The 21,094-nt window shown below is 57.8% G+C and carries 35 protein-coding genes; 34 read left to right on the top strand and 1 reads right to left on the bottom strand.

The features are described 5' to 3' along the window. Positions 1-14 precede the first annotated feature (14 nt). The 33 genes from ABID13_RS09040 to ABID13_RS08880 all read left to right on the top strand — a co-directional run bounded on the left by ABID13_RS09040 (position 15) and on the right by ABID13_RS08880 (position 18,285). Entirely contained in the window at positions 15-296 is a 282-nt protein-coding gene (locus tag ABID13_RS09040; protein ID WP_007868078.1) for a hypothetical protein, read from the top strand. Further along, positions 280-711 carry a regulatory protein GemA gene (locus tag ABID13_RS09035; protein WP_002572745.1) on the top strand — a complete coding sequence of 144 codons (432 nt, stop codon included), beginning with the start codon at positions 280-282 and terminating at the stop codon, positions 709-711. The genes ABID13_RS09040 and ABID13_RS09035 overlap by 17 nt, the downstream gene beginning before the upstream one ends. Continuing rightward, positions 708-983 (top strand): hypothetical protein, encoded by a 276-nt coding sequence (locus tag ABID13_RS09030; RefSeq protein ID WP_007868075.1) that lies wholly within the window; start codon positions 708-710, stop codon positions 981-983. Before ABID13_RS09035 ends, ABID13_RS09030 begins: the two co-directional genes overlap by 4 nt. After that, positions 983-1,186 (top strand): hypothetical protein, encoded by a 204-nt coding sequence (locus ABID13_RS09025; RefSeq protein ID WP_002572743.1) that lies wholly within the window; start codon positions 983-985, stop codon positions 1,184-1,186. The genes ABID13_RS09030 and ABID13_RS09025 overlap by 1 nt, the downstream gene beginning before the upstream one ends. A 19-nt stretch (positions 1,187-1,205) precedes the next feature. Then, positions 1,206-1,592 (top strand): VVA0879 family protein, encoded by a 387-nt coding sequence (locus ABID13_RS09020; protein ID WP_002596409.1) that lies wholly within the window; start codon positions 1,206-1,208, stop codon positions 1,590-1,592. Between the two features lie 2 nt (positions 1,593-1,594). Further along, positions 1,595-1,867 carry a DUF6809 family protein gene (locus tag ABID13_RS09015; protein ID WP_002572741.1) on the top strand — a complete coding sequence of 91 codons (273 nt, stop codon included), beginning with the start codon at positions 1,595-1,597 and terminating at the stop codon, positions 1,865-1,867. A 35-nt stretch (positions 1,868-1,902) separates the two neighbouring features. Next, positions 1,903-2,208, top strand: a complete 306-nt coding sequence (locus tag ABID13_RS09010) for a hypothetical protein (protein ID WP_002596410.1) — start codon at positions 1,903-1,905, stop codon at positions 2,206-2,208. 145 nt (positions 2,209-2,353) lie between these two features. After that, positions 2,354-2,584: a hypothetical protein gene (locus tag ABID13_RS09005; RefSeq protein WP_002596412.1), complete on the top strand. Its 231-nt coding sequence runs from the start codon at positions 2,354-2,356 to the stop codon at positions 2,582-2,584. Further along, on the top strand, positions 2,562-2,870 hold the full coding sequence (locus tag ABID13_RS09000) for a hypothetical protein (RefSeq protein ID WP_002596413.1): 309 nt from the start codon (positions 2,562-2,564) through the stop codon (positions 2,868-2,870). Before ABID13_RS09005 ends, ABID13_RS09000 begins: the two co-directional genes overlap by 23 nt. 14 nt (positions 2,871-2,884) lie before the next feature. Continuing rightward, positions 2,885-3,478, top strand: a complete 594-nt coding sequence (locus ABID13_RS08995; protein ID WP_002593011.1) for a hypothetical protein — start codon at positions 2,885-2,887, stop codon at positions 3,476-3,478. 10 nt (positions 3,479-3,488) lie between these two features. Further along, on the top strand, positions 3,489-3,749 hold the full coding sequence (locus ABID13_RS08990; RefSeq protein ID WP_002593012.1) for a hypothetical protein: 261 nt from the start codon (positions 3,489-3,491) through the stop codon (positions 3,747-3,749). Between the two features lie 13 nt (positions 3,750-3,762). Then, positions 3,763-4,026: an AbrB/MazE/SpoVT family DNA-binding domain-containing protein gene (locus ABID13_RS08985; RefSeq protein ID WP_002596414.1), complete on the top strand. Its 264-nt coding sequence runs from the start codon at positions 3,763-3,765 to the stop codon at positions 4,024-4,026. After that, positions 4,023-4,727, top strand: coding sequence for a hypothetical protein (locus ABID13_RS08980; RefSeq protein WP_002595193.1), 705 nt, complete (start codon positions 4,023-4,025; stop codon positions 4,725-4,727). Before ABID13_RS08985 ends, ABID13_RS08980 begins: the two co-directional genes overlap by 4 nt. Next, positions 4,727-5,581 (top strand): N-acetylmuramoyl-L-alanine amidase family protein, encoded by an 855-nt coding sequence (locus ABID13_RS08975; RefSeq protein WP_002596415.1) that lies wholly within the window; start codon positions 4,727-4,729, stop codon positions 5,579-5,581. Before ABID13_RS08980 ends, ABID13_RS08975 begins: the two co-directional genes overlap by 1 nt. Positions 5,582-5,596: 15 nt before the next feature. Further along, positions 5,597-5,941 (top strand): Mor transcription activator family protein, encoded by a 345-nt coding sequence (locus ABID13_RS08970; protein ID WP_002593016.1) that lies wholly within the window; start codon positions 5,597-5,599, stop codon positions 5,939-5,941. Between the two features lie 120 nt (positions 5,942-6,061). Beyond that, positions 6,062-6,409: a hypothetical protein gene (locus ABID13_RS08965; RefSeq protein ID WP_002593017.1), complete on the top strand. Its 348-nt coding sequence runs from the start codon at positions 6,062-6,064 to the stop codon at positions 6,407-6,409. Next, positions 6,406-6,759, top strand: a complete 354-nt coding sequence (locus tag ABID13_RS08960; protein WP_002596416.1) for a hypothetical protein — start codon at positions 6,406-6,408, stop codon at positions 6,757-6,759. The genes ABID13_RS08965 and ABID13_RS08960 overlap by 4 nt, the downstream gene beginning before the upstream one ends. After that, positions 6,752-7,066, top strand: a complete 315-nt coding sequence (locus tag ABID13_RS08955; protein WP_002593019.1) for a hypothetical protein — start codon at positions 6,752-6,754, stop codon at positions 7,064-7,066. Before ABID13_RS08960 ends, ABID13_RS08955 begins: the two co-directional genes overlap by 8 nt. Further along, positions 7,066-7,626 carry a phage protein Gp27 family protein gene (locus tag ABID13_RS08950; protein ID WP_002596417.1) on the top strand — a complete coding sequence of 187 codons (561 nt, stop codon included), beginning with the start codon at positions 7,066-7,068 and terminating at the stop codon, positions 7,624-7,626. Before ABID13_RS08955 ends, ABID13_RS08950 begins: the two co-directional genes overlap by 1 nt. Continuing rightward, entirely contained in the window at positions 7,619-9,382 is a 1,764-nt protein-coding gene (terL, locus tag ABID13_RS08945) for a phage terminase large subunit (RefSeq protein ID WP_040379962.1), read from the top strand. Before ABID13_RS08950 ends, terL begins: the two co-directional genes overlap by 8 nt. Further along, a complete protein-coding gene (locus ABID13_RS08940) occupies positions 9,382-10,956 on the top strand; it encodes a DUF935 domain-containing protein (RefSeq protein ID WP_040379959.1) in 1,575 nt (524 codons plus the stop codon). The genes terL and ABID13_RS08940 overlap by 1 nt, the downstream gene beginning before the upstream one ends. Next, positions 10,919-11,731 carry a phage head morphogenesis protein gene (locus tag ABID13_RS08935; protein ID WP_008718593.1) on the top strand — a complete coding sequence of 271 codons (813 nt, stop codon included), beginning with the start codon at positions 10,919-10,921 and terminating at the stop codon, positions 11,729-11,731. Before ABID13_RS08940 ends, ABID13_RS08935 begins: the two co-directional genes overlap by 38 nt. 60 nt (positions 11,732-11,791) lie before the next feature. Continuing rightward, a complete protein-coding gene (locus ABID13_RS08930; protein ID WP_002594538.1) occupies positions 11,792-12,847 on the top strand; it encodes a phage protease in 1,056 nt (351 codons plus the stop codon). Then, positions 12,828-13,247 carry a hypothetical protein gene (locus ABID13_RS08925; protein WP_008718592.1) on the top strand — a complete coding sequence of 140 codons (420 nt, stop codon included), beginning with the start codon at positions 12,828-12,830 and terminating at the stop codon, positions 13,245-13,247. The genes ABID13_RS08930 and ABID13_RS08925 overlap by 20 nt, the downstream gene beginning before the upstream one ends. 29 nt (positions 13,248-13,276) lie before the next feature. Beyond that, positions 13,277-14,164, top strand: coding sequence for a Mu-like prophage major head subunit gpT family protein (locus ABID13_RS08920; RefSeq protein WP_002594540.1), 888 nt, complete (start codon positions 13,277-13,279; stop codon positions 14,162-14,164). 20 nt (positions 14,165-14,184) lie between these two features. Beyond that, positions 14,185-14,640 (top strand): gp436 family protein, encoded by a 456-nt coding sequence (locus tag ABID13_RS08915; protein WP_008718591.1) that lies wholly within the window; start codon positions 14,185-14,187, stop codon positions 14,638-14,640. A gap of 1 nt (position 14,641) precedes the next feature. Next, positions 14,642-15,130: a phage virion morphogenesis protein gene (locus tag ABID13_RS08910; RefSeq protein ID WP_002594541.1), complete on the top strand. Its 489-nt coding sequence runs from the start codon at positions 14,642-14,644 to the stop codon at positions 15,128-15,130. Continuing rightward, positions 15,130-15,609, top strand: coding sequence for a hypothetical protein (locus ABID13_RS08905; RefSeq protein ID WP_002594542.1), 480 nt, complete (start codon positions 15,130-15,132; stop codon positions 15,607-15,609). The genes ABID13_RS08910 and ABID13_RS08905 overlap by 1 nt, the downstream gene beginning before the upstream one ends. Before the next feature lie 21 nt (positions 15,610-15,630). Further along, on the top strand, positions 15,631-15,864 hold the full coding sequence (locus ABID13_RS08900; protein ID WP_002594543.1) for a hypothetical protein: 234 nt from the start codon (positions 15,631-15,633) through the stop codon (positions 15,862-15,864). Continuing rightward, positions 15,861-17,270 carry a DUF2586 domain-containing protein gene (locus ABID13_RS08895; protein WP_002593030.1) on the top strand — a complete coding sequence of 470 codons (1,410 nt, stop codon included), beginning with the start codon at positions 15,861-15,863 and terminating at the stop codon, positions 17,268-17,270. The genes ABID13_RS08900 and ABID13_RS08895 overlap by 4 nt, the downstream gene beginning before the upstream one ends. A gap of 13 nt (positions 17,271-17,283) precedes the next feature. Continuing rightward, entirely contained in the window at positions 17,284-17,712 is a 429-nt protein-coding gene (locus tag ABID13_RS08890; protein WP_002584815.1) for a hypothetical protein, read from the top strand. A gap of 22 nt (positions 17,713-17,734) precedes the next feature. After that, entirely contained in the window at positions 17,735-18,067 is a 333-nt protein-coding gene (locus ABID13_RS08885; RefSeq protein WP_002593031.1) for a DUF6848 family protein, read from the top strand. 32 nt (positions 18,068-18,099) lie between these two features. Beyond that, positions 18,100-18,285 carry a hypothetical protein gene (locus ABID13_RS08880; RefSeq protein WP_002593032.1) on the top strand — a complete coding sequence of 62 codons (186 nt, stop codon included), beginning with the start codon at positions 18,100-18,102 and terminating at the stop codon, positions 18,283-18,285. An 11-nt stretch (positions 18,286-18,296) separates the two neighbouring features. On the opposite strand, the gene ABID13_RS08875 is transcribed toward ABID13_RS08880, so the two are convergent. Next, positions 18,297-18,533, bottom strand: a complete 237-nt coding sequence (locus ABID13_RS08875) for a hypothetical protein (protein WP_002572712.1) — start codon at positions 18,531-18,533, stop codon at positions 18,297-18,299. A gap of 79 nt (positions 18,534-18,612) precedes the next feature. Here ABID13_RS08875 and ABID13_RS08870 point away from each other — a divergent pair, with 79 nt between their 5' ends. Further along, positions 18,613-21,072, top strand: coding sequence for a phage tail tape measure protein (locus ABID13_RS08870; RefSeq protein ID WP_007868014.1), 2,460 nt, complete (start codon positions 18,613-18,615; stop codon positions 21,070-21,072). Positions 21,073-21,094: the final 22 nt, after the last annotated feature.

Raw genomic sequence — 21,094 nt, 5'->3', positions numbered from 1 at the left:
GGAGGGAATGGACGATGAAACGTAAGATACTGACCATCACATACACATGCCCGGAGGACAAGGTGAACCTGGGGGAGGCGGACATCATGGGATATATCCTCCAGCAACTTGGGGAGCTGGGAGCCTATGATATCAACCTGAAGGCCAGTTCCGCGGAGGTGCGGGAACCGGCTGCGCCAAAGGTCAGGGAGACGGGACCCCAAATCCCTGTGTTCCTACAGGAACGCAGGAGCCGGCTCAGGAGGGAAGTGCCCTGCCTGCCAGGAGGAGGGGAAGCCTATGGGAACGGGATATAGGTATACCATCAAGACCCTGTGGGGGTTAGCCAAATCAAAGGAGCTGGGGCTGACCGAGGAGGAGCTGCACCTGCTGGTGGCCCGTGAGACCGGGAAGGACAGCATCCGTGAGCTGAACCGGTCGGAGCTGTCCCATGTCTGCCATATCCTGCAGAAACAGAAGGACGATATCAAACGGCAGGAAGGGAGGCTGCCGGAACGCAGGGGGAACCCGCAGACCGGACGGCAGCGCCGAAAGATAGGCCAGCTGAAGGAGAAGCTGGGCTGGGAGGAGCGGCAGGTCCGTGCCCTGTGCCACCGGATGTACCGGGTGGACGCAGTGGAATGGCTGACCTATTACCAGTGCCAGGGATTGATTGAGGCCATGAAGGCCATCCTGGAGCGGAAGCCGGAAAAGGAGGATGGCCGGGGATGAAGGATAAGGAAGGTAAGGGGACGTTTGGGTCTGCTATGGCGGGGTTCCTATGTGCGCAGTTGGAAGCCACGGCCATCTACCTGGGGCATCCAGCTACACAGCAACAAAAATCCGATTGGATGGAGCTGGAGGTGGAGGCCCTTCTCCGTGAAAGCCAGCTTGCCAGGGAGGCGGTCCAGCTGAAGCAGACCCTGGAGCTGGGGGAACATGTGCGCCGGGAAATAGAGAAGGAGCAGATGAAGAAGGATACGCCGGAAGGGATGCTGAGCTGATGGAAGGACTGATGCAGCTGTTTGACCGGAAATACCGGGAATACCAGGATTATCTGGATGAAAAGTCCTGGGCGGATGCGGCCCTTGCCCAGTCCTACCTCCTGGGGGTCCTGCATTGCATGTGGGCCTTATGGGACCGGAAGGCGGAGAATGCAAAGCAGTACCATGAGGAGATAGTGCGCCGGAGCCATAGGATAGAATAGTAAAGAGAGGAGAGTGGAGATGAAACGGACAATTAAGTTACACACAGGAGCGACCAAGGTCGTTGAGGATGCCACGCATAAGATAATGACAATCCAGGAATGGAGGGAGGAAGGAAAAAGACGTTTTGGTAAGGACTACATGGATTGGAAGTTTGAGTGCCCCATGTGCGGACATATTGCATCAATCAGGGATTTTAAAGAGGCCGGAGCCAAAGGACCAAACTGTGCCTGCCAGGAGTGCCTTGGAAGATATACGGGAAAGGGGGCCCCGAAGGCGGGAGATGCGTCTGGCTGCAACTGGGCGGCTTATGGACTCTTTGGTATCCCGGATGGGAAGGGGATTATTGTCCTGGATGAAGAAGGAATCGGAACGGAGTGTTTTGCGTTTGCAGGACAGGAGGTGTAGTCATGCCAGGGAAACATACGAAGCTCTTTAAACGCATATTCCATGGTGATTTCCGTCCGGCTGACGGAATGGACTATTCCCGCGCATATAAACGCTGGATGAAGGAGAACTATGAAGCCCACCAGAGATTCCGGAAAACATTAAAAAAAGGCCAGCTGGAGGCGTTTGACGAATTAGAGGAAATGGATATTGAGCTATCAGGAAGGGCCCAGGAAGAGAACTACATAGCCGGGATGAAGGCAGGCATCCAGCTCATGGTGGAAGCGCTCCGGTAGATGAGGCCTGGTTTTGAGGGGAAGGGGGGACCGGTATGGCAGGACGGGCAGCCTATTTCAGGCTGTATGACCATGGCAGGTACATGGGGGAGTATAGAAACTCTGAACTTATGGAACTGCTGGATATCCGTCATCATCAGCTGATTGCCTATTATAGTGATACCGGCAGGGAGTATAAGGCTCGTTATCTGATTGAACGGATAGAGGAACCCATGCGTGGAAGTTGGGCAGCGGAGTGGGACCATGCCAGGCTGAAGGTCCTGTGGGATGGTACCAGGCTGAAGGTCCTGAGGCCGGTACGGAAGAGGAAAGGCCAGGAGCCGGGGTGGTTATGGAGGTGAAATCATGGCAATGTTTGAGTATACGACCAAGGTCGAAACCCTGAAGGTGTTAATTGAAATCCTGAAGGAGTTAAGGGCCATTAGGAAGGCTATGGAAACTGAGAAAAAGTAACATTTCCGGGATACCGGAAGGAAGGAGAAACAGATGGGAACGCTACTGGATGCATTCTCAAAAGAGGACCGGGTGGAGGTCACCTTTTCCGATTTCTACCGGCTCATACGGGAAAGCACATCCGCGGAACTGATGAAAAATGCCGTGGACTGCAACGTGCCGCACCGCTACATAAGGGAGATGGTAACGGGAGTGCCGGAGGAGACCGGCATGGAACCGGATGGTGAAGGGGGGAAGGAACATGTGGATACTGACACAGAATAAGGAGCGGCTGCTGACCACGGAATCCATGGATGAGATACGCATTGTAGCCCCGGGTACCGGCCGGCCGGATTACGTGCTCCTGCTTAACCGGAAGACGGACCGGAAGGAGCATGCCTTAGGGTTTTACCGCCGGAAGGAGCGGGCGAAGGAGGTGCTCCAGGCCATCCTGAAGGAACAGTCAAATTACATCTCCTGCACGGGAGGGACGGACCTGGTTACCGGACGTCATCAGCCGGCCTTTGTGGCCATCCCACCCAAGACCTATGTCATGCCGGAGGATGAATAAGGAGGGACGAAGGGATGGAGACAGGAAAGGAAACATCCATGTATACCGTGAGCAACCACGCAAAGGAACGTTATGCCGAGCGGTGCAAGGACCGGGACAGCCGGCTGGAGATAACCGCCTATGTGGCAGAGCACAGCCAACGGATAGAGGAAGAAATCAACCGGATGCTGCGTTACGGGAAACGGGTCTATACGGGCCGGACGGAGGGCGGGAAGGACCGGGTACCCAAGGAGGTATATGTGAACGGCCTGTGGATACTGCTGGCCAATGCCGAGAACCACAACGTCATCACCCTGTACCGGGTGGACCTTGGCTGCGGGCCGGACCTGGACAAACTGTATGTGGAACGGATGGTCCAGCGCCTGGAGGAAGCCCAGGGACGCCTGGAGGAGACAAGGCGTAAAACGGAGGAGCAGAACCGTGCCTACCAGGCCATCCTGCAGGAGGGGGAAGGACAGATACAGGAATACCAGGAGCGCATCCGTCTGCTGAAGGAGATGTGTGAAGGGTACCAGGCAGTCATGCGCAGCAGCCGGGCCGGCTTGGCCCGGGCCGCGGACGAGGTGGAGGCCATCGTCAACACGCTGATAGGAAAAAAGAAGTTTTAAGGGAGGGCCTATGGAACCAACACAAGCCCGGATAGAGCTGGTCCGGGAGGACGGGACCATCCGGATGGGCGGGACGGACGTGAGCATGGAGGACATGGCCCGGATGCTGGGGGTGTTCGCCGCCATCGTGGCAGCGGAGGCAGTAAAACGCGGAATGGGCGTGGAGGAAGTCAAGGACGCCATGCTGGACATCTTCCTGGCGGCCACGGCCCGCCTGGATGAGGAGCATGCCCAGGACATCCGGGAGGGACATACCTGGGATATGGGATAAGAAGGAGGAAGCAATGGAATACAAGCGCATTACAAGCAAGGGCGGGGTCAACATCCCCGTGAAACTCAGGCGGTCCATGGGGATGGAACCCAGGGACGCCATTGAGCTGGAGGTCAATGACAGGAACGAGCTGGTCATCCGGGCCTACCAGGCCCGCTGCATCTACTGCGGCAGCGGGGAAATCCATCTTAAGAAAAATGGCAAAGGGGTCTGCCGTGCCTGCGCAGACCAGCTGGTGGATGAATACGTGAAGCAGAAACGGAAGGAGCTTGCATGATGGATTTGGGACTGGTAAATGATAAGGAGCTGGTGGACCTGGCCGTGGCGGCCATGAAGGTGGCCGAGGATGCCAAGTCCGCCCTGGAGCAATACAAGGCGGAAATCCAGAACCGGGGACTGTCGGTCTTAAAGGACCGGAATAACCAGTACTGCCGCATGTACGGGACGGATGGCAGCTATGTGGCCGTGTCGGAGCCGAAGGAGATAGACATCCTCAACATGCCCCGGTTAAAACAGGCCATCGGTGAGGATGTGTGCACAGGGCTGGTGACGGAGACCACGAAGACCACCTATACCCTGGACAGGAAGCTGCAGAAGGCCCTGAAGGCCATTGCCGCCAACGATTATACCTTTGAGTACACATTAGAGGATTACCTGAAGGAGATGAGCGTACCGGTGAGCGAGGGCCAGAGGGAGGTGCTGGCCCGGAGGCTGAAGGGGGACTACAAGGAGGATAAGAAGACACTGCTGTCCGTCCTGGGGTATCTGGGCAAGGGGACCACGGAGGAGGCCGCGGAGGCCGCCGCCCCCAACCTGGACATGGACCTGTACTACATATCAAAGATTAAAAACGCAGAACTGATACAGGCCATCCTGCCGGATGAGGGGATTGACTGGAGCATGGATGAAATCAAGCGGTCCCTGATTGTGACATCCAAGCTGAAGCTGGAAATTGCCTATGAAAGGGAGGACAAGTGATGAAAGCAGACGAAAAGAGACAGGCCGTGGCCAGGAAGTATGACGAGCTCATCGGAAGGAACCACTACAGCCAGCCGCTGCGGGACTACTGCTACCGGAAACACAGTGATGGGAACTATTACAGCGACTGCTCCAGCTCCATCTGTTATGCATACAAGGAAGCTGGATATGGTTTCGGCATCCTGAACACAGCCGGCATCTACCAGTCCGCGCGGCTGGTGACGGTGGACGTCCCCATCCGGGACGGCCAGGTGCGGGACATCGGCCTGCTGCGGGTAGGTGACATGCTGGAGTTTGCCGGGACGGACGAGAGCCGGCCGCAGACCATCGGCCATGTGGAGATGGTGCATACGCTGGACGGGGAGGATACCATCATCTGCGGGCACGGAAGCGGCCGCCCATCCTATAAGAACATGGTATCCTACTGTACCCAGCGCCAGAACACGAAGACATCCACCAAACGCGGGAACAAGGGACTGGTGTGCGTCCGGCGCTATCTGCTGGATGACGTGGTCCCGGAGGAGCCGGCCAGGAAATCCGGCTGGCAGGAAGAGGACGGCGTCTGGCGGTTTTACCTGGGGGATACAGGCCAATGTGTCCGTAACGCCTGGTACCTGGACGTGGATGGCCGCTGGTACTGGTTTGACGGGGCCGGCCGCATGGTCAGGGACACCTGGTACCAGTACCAGGGGGACTGGTACTATCTGGGAAGTGATGGTGCCATGGTAAAGGGACAGCAGACCATAGATGGGAAATGGTACCTGATGGACGGAGCCGGCGGCATGGTCACGGAGCCGGTCATACTGACCCCGGATGCGGACGGCGCACTTAAGTGGGAAGGCCTGGCGGAATAAGAGGAGGGGATACGGATGCGCAGGGAGCTGATGGAGGAGCTGGAAGCGGATACCACCCTGGAGGATATCGCGGAGCCGTACCGCCTGGTGGTGGAAATGATAGGTTTAAAGAACGTGCTGAAGCTGTCCCGGTATTTCATGGGGGACAAGATATACCTGCCCAAGGCGGAGCGCATCCTGGCCCCGGCGCGGAACCGCCGGATACGGCGGGAATACAATGGCCGGAACGCCAAGGAACTGGCCAAGGAGTACGACCTGACCACCAACCAGATATTACAGATTGTACGGGACCTGGACCCGACACAAATCAGCCTGTTTGAGTTCCTGGACGGGGAATCCGGAGAGGCTGGAAAAAGATGAGTTGTCCAAAATGCTTGGGCTAACAATATGTTTCCAGATGGATTATCCTATGGACATGACGAAAGTCATGTCCTGTTTTTTTGTCCCAGGACAGACAGAACGAGCGAGGAGGAATGGGAAATGGAGAACGTATTACAGACCTTGGCGGGGCAGTATACCCAGCAGCTGGCCCTCATGATGGCAGCCATTGCGGTGGCGGCCTTTACGGTCAGCGTCATCACGGAGGTAACCAAGGAAATCGGCTTTTTGGGGAGGATACCCACGGCCGTGCAGGTGATTGTGCTGTCGGTCATCCTATGCCAGCTGGTTTACTGGTGGTATGTGACCGGCACGGAGGCCGCGGCCGCCTGGTGGGGACCGGTCCTGGCCCTGGTAGTGGCCTTTTATGTGGCCTTCCTGGCCATGTACGGCTGGGAGAAGCTGGCACAGCTGTGGGCAAGATACAGACATCCGGGAGGAAGCGCATGAACGATGCAGTCACAATCGGCATGGCAGCCACTGCGGTGGGGACGGTCCTCTGGTTCCTGGTAAAGATGATGATTGATGACTTCAAGCGGTCCGTAAGCGGTGTCGGGAGCAAGCTGGACAGCACCATTGCCAGGTTTGACGAGCGGGTCACCAAGCTGGAGGACAAGCAGGAGGCGGACATCAAGGCGGTACAGAAGGAGCTGAGCTCCATCAAGGGGGATTTTGCCACGACCTTCGTGCTGCGGGAGGATTTCTTCCGGAGCATGAACGGGGTGGAGGACAAGATGCGGTCCATGGACAGTAAGCTGGACCGGTTACTGGTAAGACAGGGAGGCAAAACGGATGGATGATAGGGAGCTGGCTGAAATCCAGCACAACAAGGCAGTCAGGGGCTATATCATACGGTCCCTGGTAAAGGGATATAACAACACGGCGCTGACCAGGCAGCTGTCCAACTCCATGATAGCGGCGGGATTAATCGTATCCCCGGACATCACCAAATACCTGGACTACCTGAAGGACGCCGGATACATTGAGTTTACGAACCTGAAGGTGACCGCCTACAACGCATACGCCAAGGACGCCGTGATACGGCTGACCAAGGCCGGTGTGGACCTGGCGGAGGGCACCATAGAGGACGCGGGAGTGGATGTCTGATGGGAAGGACGAGGAAGAAGAACCGCATATCCTCCAAGATTGACGAACTGCCGTCTGAAATCAAAGGACAGGTAGACGTGATGCTTTCCGATACATCCAACAGCTACCAGGACGTCAGCGGCTGGCTGAAGGAAAAGGGCTATGAAATCAGCAAAAGCAGCGTGGGGCGGTATGCGGTCCGGAGCAACACGGCCGCCCAGCGCTTACTGGAGGCCCAGTCCCGGACCGAGGCCCTGGTAAATGTGGTCCGAAAGAACCCGGATGCGGATTATACCGAGGCGGGCCTGATGCTGATGATGGATGGTCTGATTAACCGCCTGGCAACAGCGGAGGATGAGTTTGACTACCTGCCATTAGACAAGGTGGGACGGCTGATTGCATCCCTGAGCCGGACCAAGGTCTATAAGGATAAGGTCCGCCAGGACATGAAGGATAAGGCGGACCTGGCCTTTAAGGAAATGGAGGAGGAAATCATGAAGACCATCAAGTCAGACCCGGAGCTGAAGGTAAGACTGAAGGAAATCCTGACCCGTGCAAAGGAGCTGATGCTGCATGATTGATATCAACGAATACCTGGAGCGCCTGGACGAAGAGGAAGGCCGGGAGGAACAGGAACGGGAAGCCTATCAGCGGGAGCTGTTTGAGGCCTATGTCCTGCGCCGGACGGACCATGAGCCGGAGCGCCGGGAACTGATGCGGTTGTACCAGGACGGGCATCCCCTGACGGGTTCGAGAGGGCTCAGAAAGCGCCTGGCGGCCATCGACCTGGGATATTTTGGGCGGGCCTATTTAAAACACTACTTTGTCCGCAAATCCCCAGCCTTCCATGAAGAACTGGACACGGTCTGGACTAAGGGTGTGCTGAAGGGGCGCAATCCATACCAGGAAGCAGCCGTCATCTCGCGGCTGGACGGGAGCCGGAACGTGGTGGCAGCGCCGAGAGGCCATGCAAAGTCCACCAACTTTACATTTAAGGATTCCCTGCACGCGGCTTTGTACCGGTACAAGCATTACATCATCATCCTGTCCGATTCGTCCGACCAGGCCGAAGGGTTCTTAACGGACATCAAGACAGAGCTGGAGGAAAACCGGGACATCCAGGAGGACTTCGGCCGGCAGCAGGGAAAGGTGTGGAAGGGGAATGTCATCCTGACGGCCCAGGACATCAAGATTGAGGCCATCGGCTCCGGAAAGAAGATACGAGGCCGCCGGCACCGGGCCTGGAGGCCGGACCTGATTGTCCTGGACGATGTGGAGAATGACGAGAACGTCAACACGGCGGAGCAGCGCCGGAAGCTGGAATCCTGGTTTAAGAAGGCGGTATCCAAAGCAGGGGATACCTATACGGATATCATGTACATCGGTACGGTGCTCCATTACGATTCCCTGCTCAGCGGGGTACTGAAGAATCCGGAGTATGATTCCCGGACCTATCAGGCCGTGCTGTCCTTTGCAAGGCGGGAGGACCTGTGGGAGCGCTGGACAGAGATTTATACCAACCTGTTTGACGATAAGCACAAGGAACACGCCCGGGAATTTTACGAGGCAAACGAGGCGGAAATGCTGATAGGAACCCAGGTCCTGTGGCCGGAGAAGATGGATTATTACAAGCTGATGGTCATCCGCGTATCAGACGGGGAGGCGGCCTTTAACAGCGAGCTGCAGAACAACCCCATCGACCCGGACAATGCGGCCTTCAACCCGGAGTGGTTTGATTACTACGAGGAGGAGCTGGTGGACTTTACGGACAGCCGCTACCTCTTTGTCGGGTCCAATGACCCGTCCCTGGGGAAGAACAAAAAGGCGGACACGTCCTCCATCATCAACCTGGCCCTGGACCAGTACACCGGATACATGTATGTGGAGGCGGCCAGCGTGGAACGCAGGAAGCCGGATGCCATCATCCAGGACGTGTTTGAGATGTCAAGGCGCCTGAAGCGCGATTACCATAAGGGGTTCTTCCGGTTCGGGGTGGAGACGGTGCAGTTCCAGTACTTCTTCAAGGAAGTCATGGCGCAGCTGTCGGCAGAACTGGGGGAGTACATCCCCATCGAGGAAATCCAGTCCACTGCCAACAAGATGCTGCGCATCCAGTCCCTGCAGCCCTACATTAAAAACGGGTATATCAAGTTTAACCGGAAGCATAAGACGCTGCTTAAGCAGCTGGAGGAGTTCCCGATGGGCAGGAATGATGATGCCCCGGACGGCCTTCAGATGGCCGTGGCCCTGGCGGTGGCGGTGAAGTCCATGGCGAAGAAGACAGACTATAAGTCCGTGTTAAGGCGGGCCATGCGGTTTGGGGAGGGGGCATACTGATGGCAAAGAAGAATAAGAAGGGATTCCCACCGGAAATGGCAAAAGGCGGGGGGCCCATCATGGCAGCGGTTGCCATCCGGGATGTGAACGATAAATTCAGCAGCTACCCGTCTGACGGCCTGACACCGGTAAAGCTGGCCCGGATATTCAAGGAGGCGGACGCCGGGGACCCCTTCCGGCAGATGGAGCTGTTCGAGGAGATGGAAAGCAAGGACACCCATCTGTTCTCCCAGCTGCAGACCCGCAAGCTTGCGGTGACGGGCCTGGACTGGGAGGTGCAGCCCTTTTCGCAGGACGGAACAGACCAGGAGATAGCGGCTTTCGTGGAGGAACAGCTGAAGGAGCTGGACGGGTTCAGCGACAACCTCATGGACATCCTGGATGCCATCGGAAAGGGCATCAGTTTCCAGGAAATCGAGTGGGAATACCGGGACGGCCATGTGGTGGTGGGGAACATTGAGTACGTCCACCAGAAAAAGTTTTATTATGATACCCTGACCGATGCGCTCATGCTCCGGACGGAGGCGTTCCCGGGAGGGATACCCCTTCCGGAAAACAAGTTCATCGTCCACCGTTACAAGGCGCGTTCGGGCCACCCTTCCCGGTATGGCGTGCTGCGGGTGGTGGCCTGGATGTACCTGTTTAAAAACTATGACCTGAAGGACTGGGTCAGTTTCTGCGAGGTCTACGGGATGCCCCTGCGGCTGGGGACCTATGACGCAACGGCCAGTGAAAAGGATAAGGCAGCCCTGATGGATGCCATCGTAAGGATGGGGACGGATGCCGCGGGTATCGTGCCGTCCGGGACTGACATCAGGTTTATTGAATCCAACAAGCAGTCCAGCGTGGATATCTATGAAAGGCTGGCCCGGTTCTGTGATGAACAGATGAGCAAGGCCATCGTGGGGCAGACCCTGACATCGGATTCCGGCGGTTCCTACGCCCAGTCCAAGACCCATAACGATGTGAGGAAGGACCTGACGGAGGCGGACTGCAAGGCGGTGATGGAGACGGTGCGCCGGGACCTCATCCGGCCGCTGGTGGAGTTCAACTTCGGCGTCCGGGCCCATGTACCGTACTTCGTCCTGAACGCCACCGATACGGATGACCTGAAGGAAACCGCGGAAATCGTGAACACCCTGGCGGCCACCGGTCTGGAAATCCCCAAGAGCTGGCTGTACAAGAAGTTCAATATCCCGGCCCCGGAAAAGGGGGAGGAAACCATTGGGCAGGCCCCGGCAGCTCCCGGGATGCAGGGGATGGGGCAGCCTGGCACCGGCATGTTCCAGGGCCTCAGACTGAAGGCCGATGGAAAGGAAGCAGACGGCCAGCGGGTGCTGGACCGCCTGGAGGCGGCGGCCGTGAAGCAGTCCGGTGCCTTTTTCCGTCAGATGATGTCACCGGTCCTGGAGCTGGTGGAGCACTGCGACAGCCTGGAAGGCCTGCAGGAGCAGCTGAAGGACGAGGAGGCCCTGCGGCAGTTATACAATGCCATGAAGGTGAAGGATTTTGACCAGCTGGTGGAGCAGGTCATGTATGTATCAAACATGTTGGGGCGGATGCAGGATGGATGAGCAGATATTAAAGGAACTGAAGGAAGGGACGGAGCCGGAGGTGTTCGGTGAAGCCTTAGCGTTCCTGGAACGGAAGGGGGTCATCCGGTATGAGGACTTCAGGAAACTGAAGGAATGGTACCGCCCCCTGGCATTTTCGGTTGCCGGTTATACGGAGCTTGAGGTCCTGAACCAGTTCCTGGAGGAACTGAAAAGGGCCATAGAGGAAGGGACCACGAAGGCACGATTCCAGGAAAACATGGACCGTTTCCTGGAGGAGAGGGGCTATGACGGCCTGACGCCTTATCATGCGGACCGTATCTTCCGTCAGAACATGCTTACAGCCTACAGCGTAGGCCATTACCAGCAGATGACGGACCCGGATGTGATGGGACGGCGGAGGTACTGGCAGTACCAGACGGCCGGGGACGGGCACGTGAGGGAAAGCCACGCGGCCATGGACGGACGGGTATTCCCAGCGGATTCCCCGGTGTGGGATATCTGGTATCCGCCCAACGGATTCGGCTGCCGGTGTATGGTTGTCTCCAGGACGGAGGAGCAGGTAAGGCGTATGGGGCTTACCGTGGAGCAGGCCCTGCCGGATACGTCCAATATGGCCACAGGAGAGACGGAGGCGCTGCTGCCGGACCCGAAGTTCCGGACGAACCCGGCGAAGGCGGAGTGGAAGCCGGACCTGGCTGCATTCCCACCGGTCTTAAGGAGGCTGTACCAGGAACAGCAGAAGGCGCGTAAGGCCAATCCGGACCGTCCGGCGGGGAATTCCAGCCCCGGATAAATTTAACGCGTCAAAACGCGTCAATGGCGCGTTAAAACGCAAAACAGAAAGGCGCATGGGATGAAGAAGACAGAATTAACGGTCCGGCCCCTGTCGGGAATCGACCTGAGCGGGGTGCCGGAGGTCATCCGGGTGCTGCCCAAAGGGCATGTGAGCAGCACAAAGGGAGACTTTGAGGTGGATGACCGGGATATTGCCGGAATCATCCGGCAGTTCAAGGCACGCCGGCTGGACCTGGTGATTGATTATGAGCACCAGACCCTGAGTGACGTGCAGGCCCCGGCGGCCGGCTGGATAAAGGACCTGTATCCGGGTGAGGATGCCCTGATGGCCCGGGTGGAGTGGACCCAAAAGGGGCGGGAGTATATCGCCAACAAGGAATACCGCTACCTGTCCCCGGTGGTACTGGTTAAAAAGGCAGACCAGCACGCGGCGGTGTTCCACAGCGCGGCGCTGACCAATACCCCGGCCATCACCGGTATGTTTGCAATCATAAATTCCGATGCATTGAGCATTGAGGAAGAGGAGGAACCAAGAATGGAATTAAGTGCACTGATTGAACTTCTGGGGCTGGAGGAAGGGACGGCAGAAGAGGACGTCCTGAAGCGGATTAAGGAGCTTACACAGCAGGCAGCGGAGGAAGGACAGGGGGGCCAGGAAGGAAAGGAGGGCCCGGCAAAGGAAGGGACACAGCTGGTAGCCAACAAGACCGTGCTGGACCTGTTAGGCCTTCCGGAAGATGCAAGGACAGAGGATGTGACGGCAAGAATCATGGCATTCAAGGCCGGTGACTCTGCCCTGCAGCGGCGGGTGGCGGAGCTTGAAAAGCAGGCGGCCAGCCAGAAAGCGGAGGAACTGGTGGGCCTGGCCATGAAGGATGGGAAGCTGTCCCCGGCCCAGAAGGAATGGGCGGTCGCGTACGCCCTGTCCGACCCCAAGGGCTTTGCCAAATTTGTGGAGAAGGCCCCGGTGGTGGTCCCCATGGGAAAGACCGCCTTTGCGGCGGATGAACGGAAACAGGACGGGGTTGACTGGAGGATTTTAAAGAACCAGGGCGTGACCGAGGAGGATTTAAAGAAGTATGGAGGTATGGAAGATGATACGGACGGGGAATGAGAAGTTAGACCCTAATACGCTGGTGCTGCCGGTGGCAGCCGGCGCGGCCATCACGGAGGCCACCATGGTGGCCCTTGGGACGGACGGATATGCGGTGCCGGCCTCGAAGGCGGCCAACCTCACGGTGGCCGGGGTGGCCCTGGAGCCGGCGGATAACCGGAACGGGGAGGCCGGGGACATCCGGGTGAAGGTGCGCCGCGGGGCATTCGTGATGGAGAATTCCGCCACCCCGGGGAGCCAGGCAAAGGCAACGGATATCTTAAGGACCTGCTATCTGGAGGATGCGGTCACCATCAGCATGGCCTCCACGGGAAGCAGCCCGGCCGGAACGGTGCTGGCGGTAGAAGCGGACGGGGTGACGGTGTGGTTCAACCAGCCGGCCATGCCGGCCGCGGAGTAAGCAAGCATAAGAATGAGGAGGAAACAGCCATGATTATTAACCAGGCGAACATCCGGAGCATGTCCATCGGATACAGCGTGATTTTCAACAAGGCCCTGGCGGAAACGCCAACGACCTACCAGCAGATAGCAACCACAGTACCCAGCACCACCCGGGACCAGTCCTATAACTGGCTGGGGCAGATGCCGCAGATGCGGGAATGGATTGGGGACCGTGAAATCCAGAACCTGAGTGCCTATGATTATGTCATCAAGAACAAGAAGTTTGAGATGACCATTGCGGTCCCGCGGGATGACATTGAGGATGATACCTACGGCGTATACAACCCGATGTTCCAGAACCTTGGCGAGTGTGCAGCACGTCATCCCAATGAACAGTGCTACGGTGCACTCATGGCCGGGTTTAAAAACGCGTGTTATGATGGTAAGCCCTTTTTCAGTGCGGACCACCCGGTAGAAAAGAAAAAGGTATCCAACCTGGGCACCAGGAAGTTATCCATGGAGGCCTACAAGGCGGGACGTACCGCCATCATGAGCCTGGTGGGGGACAAGGGCAAGAGCCTGGGCCTGGTGCCGGACCTGTTAGTGGTATCCCCGGCCAATGAGGAGATGGGACGGCAGATACTGGAAGCGGAGTTCATAAACGGCAGCTCCAATGTGTACAAGGGGACAGCAAAACTTCTGGTGGAGCCGGAACTGGCAGCCCAGGAGGACGCGTGGTATCTCCTGTGCACCAGGAGGTCCCTGAAACCCATCATCTACCAGGAGCGCAAGAAGATAAAGCTGGTCAGTAAGACGGCGGATAATGATGACAATGTATTCATGCGGGACGAATTTCTGTACGGCGCGGACGGGCGCAATAACGTAGGCTACGGTTTCTGGCAGATGGCTTATGGCAGCACAGGGGAATCAAGCTAAGGGAAGAGAAGGAGACAGACATGGCATACTGTGAAGCGGGGGACGTCATGGACATGCTGAAAGAGGATGCCATGAACCCTATTATCGGCGACCGGTACATTGAGGACCCGGAAAAACGCCGGGAGATGCTGGAACCCCTGGCCCGTGAGGCTATAGGGGATGCAGATGCGGAGATAGACGGGTACCTGATGAAGCGGTACCCGGTCCCCATGTCCCCCGTGCCGGCGGTCATCCGGAAGTACTCAAAGGACATCGCGGTCTATAACCTGATTTCACGGGCGGGAATCGATGAAGGGGAACGGGAGAACAACTACCTGACGCGGTATAAGAACGCCATCGCGTTCTTAACAAAGGTGGCAAAAGGTGAGACCGACATCGTGAAGGAAGGCACGGACCCGTCAAAAGCAGCAGCGGAGGGATTCCGGATATCATCCAGCCCAAGGCTGTTTTCCAGGGCAACCATGAGGGGGCTTTAAGATGCGGATGACCACAACCCTGTCCGGGGATTTCCCGGAGCTCCAGAAAAAGCTGGCGGGCCTGTCGGGCATAAACCGGTCCGCACTGATGAAGGACGTGGCGGAGGGGCTGCGGTCCACCACCATGGACCGGTTCCGGAGCAGGAAAAGCCCGGAGGGGAAGCCCTGGCCTGTCTCCCTGCGGGAACAGGAGGGACAGGGCATCACGCTGACCCAGACCACCCGCCTGAAGCAGTCCATCCGGGCCATCGCGGATTCCACCGGAGCGGCGGTGGGGACCAATACCATTTACGCGGCCACGCACCAGTACGGGGATGAGAGGACCATCCGGGCCAAGAAGGCAAAGTACCTGAGGTTCCGGTACAAGGGTGTGTGGGTCACGGCAAAGAGGGTGACCATCCATATCCCTGCAAGGCCATTTTTAGGGATTTCAGATGAGGACCTGCAGGAAATCCGAAGCGAAGTGGAATACGCAGTCAGGAGGGCCTGATGAGACGGGAAAAGGAATACCTGAAGGAATGCCTTGAAAAGGCAGGAATCAAAAATGAAGTGATTACCACCTGGAAACGGCTGCAGCTGAAGACGGACAGCCATGTGGGAGCGGTGCTGCGGGAAGGCCAGACCATCACGCGAGACGGCTCAAAACGCAACTATGAAGACCAAAACGGGGTTCGGTGCGTGCGGACCAAGGTCTATGCCGTGGACACCCGCTTCAAGGTGGTCATCGGGGAATATTCGGAGGAGGCCTGTGAGGCCATCTTCCTGGCGTTCTTAGAAGCGCTGGGACAAGGAATCCGTCTGGATGGAAACTATGTGGACATTGAACTGGGAGAGGTGGAGTGGGTCGATAAGGAGGACAGCATCCTGAAGGCCAACATCGCATGCCAGATACCGGTCACCTTCCACGGGGGCATTTACCGGGATGACAAAAAGAAAGCGGCATCGGTCGGAGGAATCCGGCCGGCCTGAGAAAGGGAAAGGAAAAAGGCAATGGCAAAGGAAGAAAAGGGGACGGGCGCGGAGACCGCAGCAGAACCGGCTGTGCCTGTCCATGAGACCATAGAACACTGGTACAACGTGCACGGCACGGGTCCGGCCGTCTACGCCGGCACCCTGTGCCTGAAGGGCTGGAGGCCCGGGAAACAGGTGACGGAGCAGGAATACCTGGAAGCCGTCACTGCATTTAAGGAGGGACCCATGGCAGGAACGGGAGGAACAAGATGAGCTTGAGGGACGTGACATTTGTTGTGGAGGACGGGAGCCTGGGCAATTCCGGAAGCACCGGGACCGGGGTCCACGTAAAGATTGGGGCTTCCCCGGTTGAGACAACGGTCCCCATCCTGATTACAGGGAGCATGAAACCGGAGCAGATGAAGGAAAAGCTGGGGCTCAGCCCCCTGGCGGACGCCTGCATTGACAGCGTTGAGAACGGGGCATCCCGGATTTACTGCGTGCCGGTCCGTCCGGAGACCGCAGGTACCAACGGGGAGGTTGCCCACAGCGGGACGGGGGGAGGGACCGTAAGCGTAAGCGGGACACCGAACAACGCATATGATATCATCCTGAAGATAACGGAGGACGGACCGCCCAATACGGCAGCCTTCTGCTGCTCCGTCAATGGCGGATACAGCTACGAAGCGGAGGAGACCATCCCGCTCAGCGGGAAGAAGGAGCTTGCCGGTACCGGAATCACCCTTACATTTGCGGAAGAATTCAAGGCAGGGGATACCTACCGGTTTTCAACCACGGCCCCGGCCGTGAGCAACAGCGCGGTCCTAAAGGCGGTGGAAAGCCTGTATAACAGTGACCTGGACTTTGAGTTCATCCATGTGGCCGGGACATCCGCGAAAGCACTCTGGGCCTCCCTGGCTGCCAGTGCGGAACTGTTCCTGTCCCTGTACAGACGCCCTGTGTTCTTCCTGTGTGAGGCACGTAATAAAGGGGCGGAGGAAAGCCTGGATGAATATACCGCCGCGCTGAAGGCGGAGGCCAAGGGGATAGACAGCTATTACGTCCAGGTGTGCAGCGCCTGGTCCCAGTACACACGCTGGGACGGCCGGGAGCAGTGCATCAACAACGCCGGGATTGTGGCGGGGCTGTACGGGATAGCCGGCGTGGCCCAGTCCATAGGCCGCGTGGATACCTTTTCCATCTCGGAGGCCAAGATGACCCGGCTCATGCCGGAGGGCATTGAGGACCATATCAGCGAGCTGGATGACGCCGGCTACCTGACCTGGCGTAAGTACTACGGCATTGACGGATGCTATGTAAACAACGCGCGTGTGCTGTGCCGCGAGGGCAGCGATTACCGGTATGCGGAGCATGTGCGCGTACTGAACAAGATGATACGGGAAATCTACAAGCGGGCTGTCAACATGGTGCAGATGGATATCAGCGCCTCCGATGACATGGAGACGGATATCAACAACATCCTGGAGACCCTGAACATCCCCCTGGAAGACATGGCGGAGGCCGGGGAACTGTCAAGCGGTTCCGTGTCCATTGAGGACCTGGAGCATGTGAACATCCTGCAGGATGAGCGCCTGGACCTGGTGATATCCTTTGTGCCGAGGGGGTATGTCCGGGAATTCCGGTTCAGCCTGGCCATGGAGAACCCATACAGGAATTAGGAGGGACTGGGAAATGGTCAACGGAAAGGTATACAGCTGGGAGGACATCACCATCAATGTCCCGGGGCTGGAGGAAATCGCCATCACGGAGATATCCTATGACTTTGAGCAGGAAGCGGAGCTCATTTACCGCAGGGGAGGCGCACCATGCGGCTATGGGACCGGAAACAAGAAGAATACGGTGAAGGTGGTCATGGGGCGTGAGGATTACAACGTGCTGTTAGCCTGGTGCAAACGGAAGGGAAAGACCCTGTCCCGCCTGCTGCTTGACAAGATAACCGTATCCTATGCCAATGAGGACCAGGATACGGTGACGGATGTCTTAAACAAGGTCATCCTTAACAAGCACAGCTTTTCCGCAAAGCAGGGGGATAAGGAGAACACGGTATCCCTGGACGGTTTTGCCTGCCGTGGCGGGAAGTTAAACGGCGTGAATTTCTAATTATAAGAAAGAGGAGAAAGAAATGGAAGCAAAGGAACTGAGAGAGCAGCTAAAGGGGACGGATGAGAAGTATTACGAGGTGACCGTCACCCTCCAGGTGGATGACGAGACGGAGGAGGACAAGACCTATTTCTTCCGTAAACCCAAAACCCCATCCTACGACCGGTACTTAAAGACGGTCCAGACCTCAAACAGCAAGGCCCTGACGGCATTCTGCCTGGATAACATCCATCCGGACCAGCGGGAGACGCTGGAGGCGGACTTTAAGGAGTACCCGGCCATGGCATTGTCGGTTGGGGAGAAGCTGCTGGCCATGCTTGGCCTGTCAAAGGCGACCGCAGTAAAAAAGTTATAGAGGATGCGCAGGGGGAACTGGAGGCGGACTTCGTGGGGACCAGCCGGCTGCTCATCCATATGTACCTGCCTTCCGGCATGATACCGGGAGAACTGGACGGGATGGACGCGGATGACTTCATCCGTCTGGCGGGCCTGGCCAGGTGCGCACGCCGCTGGCGGCAGGATGACCTGGAACAGGGATTCACCCGGGCACTGGGAAACCTGTTCCAGGAATAAAAAAGCCCCAGTCATAGAAAGACCGGGGGCTTGCCTGTCAGCCTGGAGCGGTAAAAACGCCATGCGTTGTGGAAATCCCGTCCCATGGAGAAGGGCCGCCTGTCCTTGGGGAGATGGGCACAGGCCCACCACAGATAGGGACCACAGAACAGGAGATATGCGGTGACAAGGACGGCCATGACCACAAGGTACAGTGACAGGCTGACGGCCAGTATGAGTGCCATTATGAGCCAGAGCCCATGGAACATACAAGCGCCTCCTTTCCAAACACATCTTTATACCATCATCATAACATAAGCGAGCCCGTGACACAAGGAGGAACGAACCATGGGGATGGAATCTGTTTATAAGCTGAGCGTGGTACTGAACATGGTGGACCAGCTGACCGCCCCCATGGGGAGGGCGTCCCAGAACCTGGGTTCCCGCCTGTCGGGCCTGCAGTCCGGTTTTGGGATGGCGGCCCTGGCCGGAGGTGGGATGACGGCGGCGGGCGTGGGAATCACAAACGGGATGATGAAGATTGCCGGTTCCACCTTCGAGACCCAGGATGCCCTGGCAGAGCTTAAGTCGCTGGGAATCACAGACCTGAAAGCGGTGGAGGATGCGGCCAGACAGTTTTCAGACACCTGGGCCGGGACCACAAAGGCTGATTTCATCACAGCCGCCTATGACATCAAATCGGGCATCGCGTCCCTGACGGACGAAGGGGTGGCGCAGTTCACGGAGCTGGCCGGCCTGACGGCCAAGGCCACCAAGTCCACGACCGGGGAGATGACCTCCCTGTTTGCGACCGGGTATGGCATTTATAAAGGGTATTACTCAGAACTGTCAGACCTGGAATTCGGGGAGATGTTTGCGGGCGGTATTGCGACCGCTGTCAAGGCGTATAAGACCAGCGGCTCGGAGATGGCCTCGGCCATCAGCGCCCTGGGAGGGACCGCCACATCGGCCAATGTGCCGTTGGAGGAGCAGCTGTCCGTGCTGGGCATGCTGCAGGCCACCATGTCGGGCAGCGAGGCAGCCACCAAATATAAGGCGTTATTAAATGCCGCCACCGGGGCGGGTGAGAAGCTGGGGCTCAACTTCCTGGACGCTGACAAGCAGCTCAGGAGCCTGCCGGAAATCCTGGGAATCCTGAAAAGCAAGTATGGGGATACCATTGATGCGGTGGAGAAGAAAAAGATAAAAGAGGCCTTCGGCTCGGACGAGGCGGTGGCCGTCATCGACCTCCTGTACGGGAAGACAGGCGAACTGCAGACGGGCATCCTGGATATGTATGATGCACTGGGAGGAGGAAGCAGCGCCGCCCAGGAGATGGCAACGGCCATCAACGCAACGGAATCCCAGAAGTATACGGTGTTAAAACAGCGGTTACACAACGTGACGGAGGAGCTGGGGGTGAACCTGCTGCCGACCGTGAATGACTGGATTGGGAAGGCAGGGCAGGCCGTGGGGAAGGCGTCCGAATGGATTGCGGAGAACCAGGGGCTTGCATCCGGCATCCTGAACGCGGTCCTGTTCCTCGGGATGTTCCTGACCGTGACGGGGAGCGTGACCTCCATCATCGGCATCTTCGGGACGGCGATAACACGGACCATCGGCATGGTGGGCGGCTTAAAAAGCGGCTTTGAGACCCTGCGGATTTACGGGATGTACGCCGCGGATGGAATCAAGGCCATGGGGGCCGGCCTGCTCAACATGGTCCGGCAGGGGATTGCTTCGGCAGCTGCGGCCCTTCCGGGCCTGATATCCAGTGTGTGGGGCTTCACAACAGCCCTGTTAGCCAATCCGGTGACCTGGATTGTCATCGGGATTGCGGCCCTGACGGCCGGGCTTATCCTGCTCTGGAAGAACTGGGATAAGGTATCCGCCTTCATCCAGAACGTCTGGAATGCCTGTGTGGAGAAAGTACGGGCGGGCCTGCAGGCCATGAAGGACTTCTTCTTCAACATTGGCGGCGCGATTGTCTCCACGGTATCAAATGTGTTCAACCGGGTCCGCGGGGCTGTCAGCAGCCGGATGGAGGCGGTCCGGAACGTGATGGGCAACGTGATGGGGGCTGCGGTCGGGACTGTCAGACAGAAGCTGGACAACATGAAAAATGCCTATGAACAGAATGGCGGGGGCATACGTGGGATTGCGGCTGCTGCGGTAGAGGGCGTCAAGGGCTACTATACGGCAGGTTTTGATTTCCTGAATACATTGACGGGAGGAAAGATGAACGGCATCAAGGAGCTGTGGAGCCAGGGCCTGGCAAAGGTCCGTGGTGTGGTGGACGGGGCAGTAGGTCTGTTCAAACAGTCCGGCACCAAGATAATGGAGACCTTTACCGAAGGAATCCGTTCCGCCGTGAACAAGCCGGTGGAGGCGGTGAAGGGGGCCCTGTCCAGAATCCGGCAGATGCTGCCCTTTTCCGATGCGAAGGAGGGACCCCTGTCCCAGCTTACCCTGTCCGGCCGGCGTGTGTTTGAGACCATCCATACCGGCATGAGCCAGACGGCCTCCCTGCCGGCGGATACGGCGAGGGACGCATTCCAGGCACTGAGTGATGAAAACCAGGAAGGAGGCGCGGCTTTTGCCAGGCTGTTGACCGGAGGGAAGGAAGAAAGGAAACCGTCCGGCCAGGGAAACATATGGAGCCAGAGGCAGCAGGGAGGCGGGACCGTCATCCAACGCCTGGAGCTGCATGTGTCCCTGGAACGGCTGAAGGACCTGCCGCTCTTATTCAAGCTGATTGACGACATCAAGGAAAAGACCAACGGGAACGTATCGGTCACGCCTGCATAGAAAGCGGCTGGGAGGAAGGAAG

Source organism: Enterocloster citroniae, assembly GCF_040545455.1.
Taxonomy (GTDB): domain Bacteria; phylum Bacillota; class Clostridia; order Lachnospirales; family Lachnospiraceae; genus Enterocloster; species Enterocloster citroniae.
Note: the sequence above shows the minus strand (reverse complement) of the source record. Positions and strands in the feature narration are given on the sequence as shown.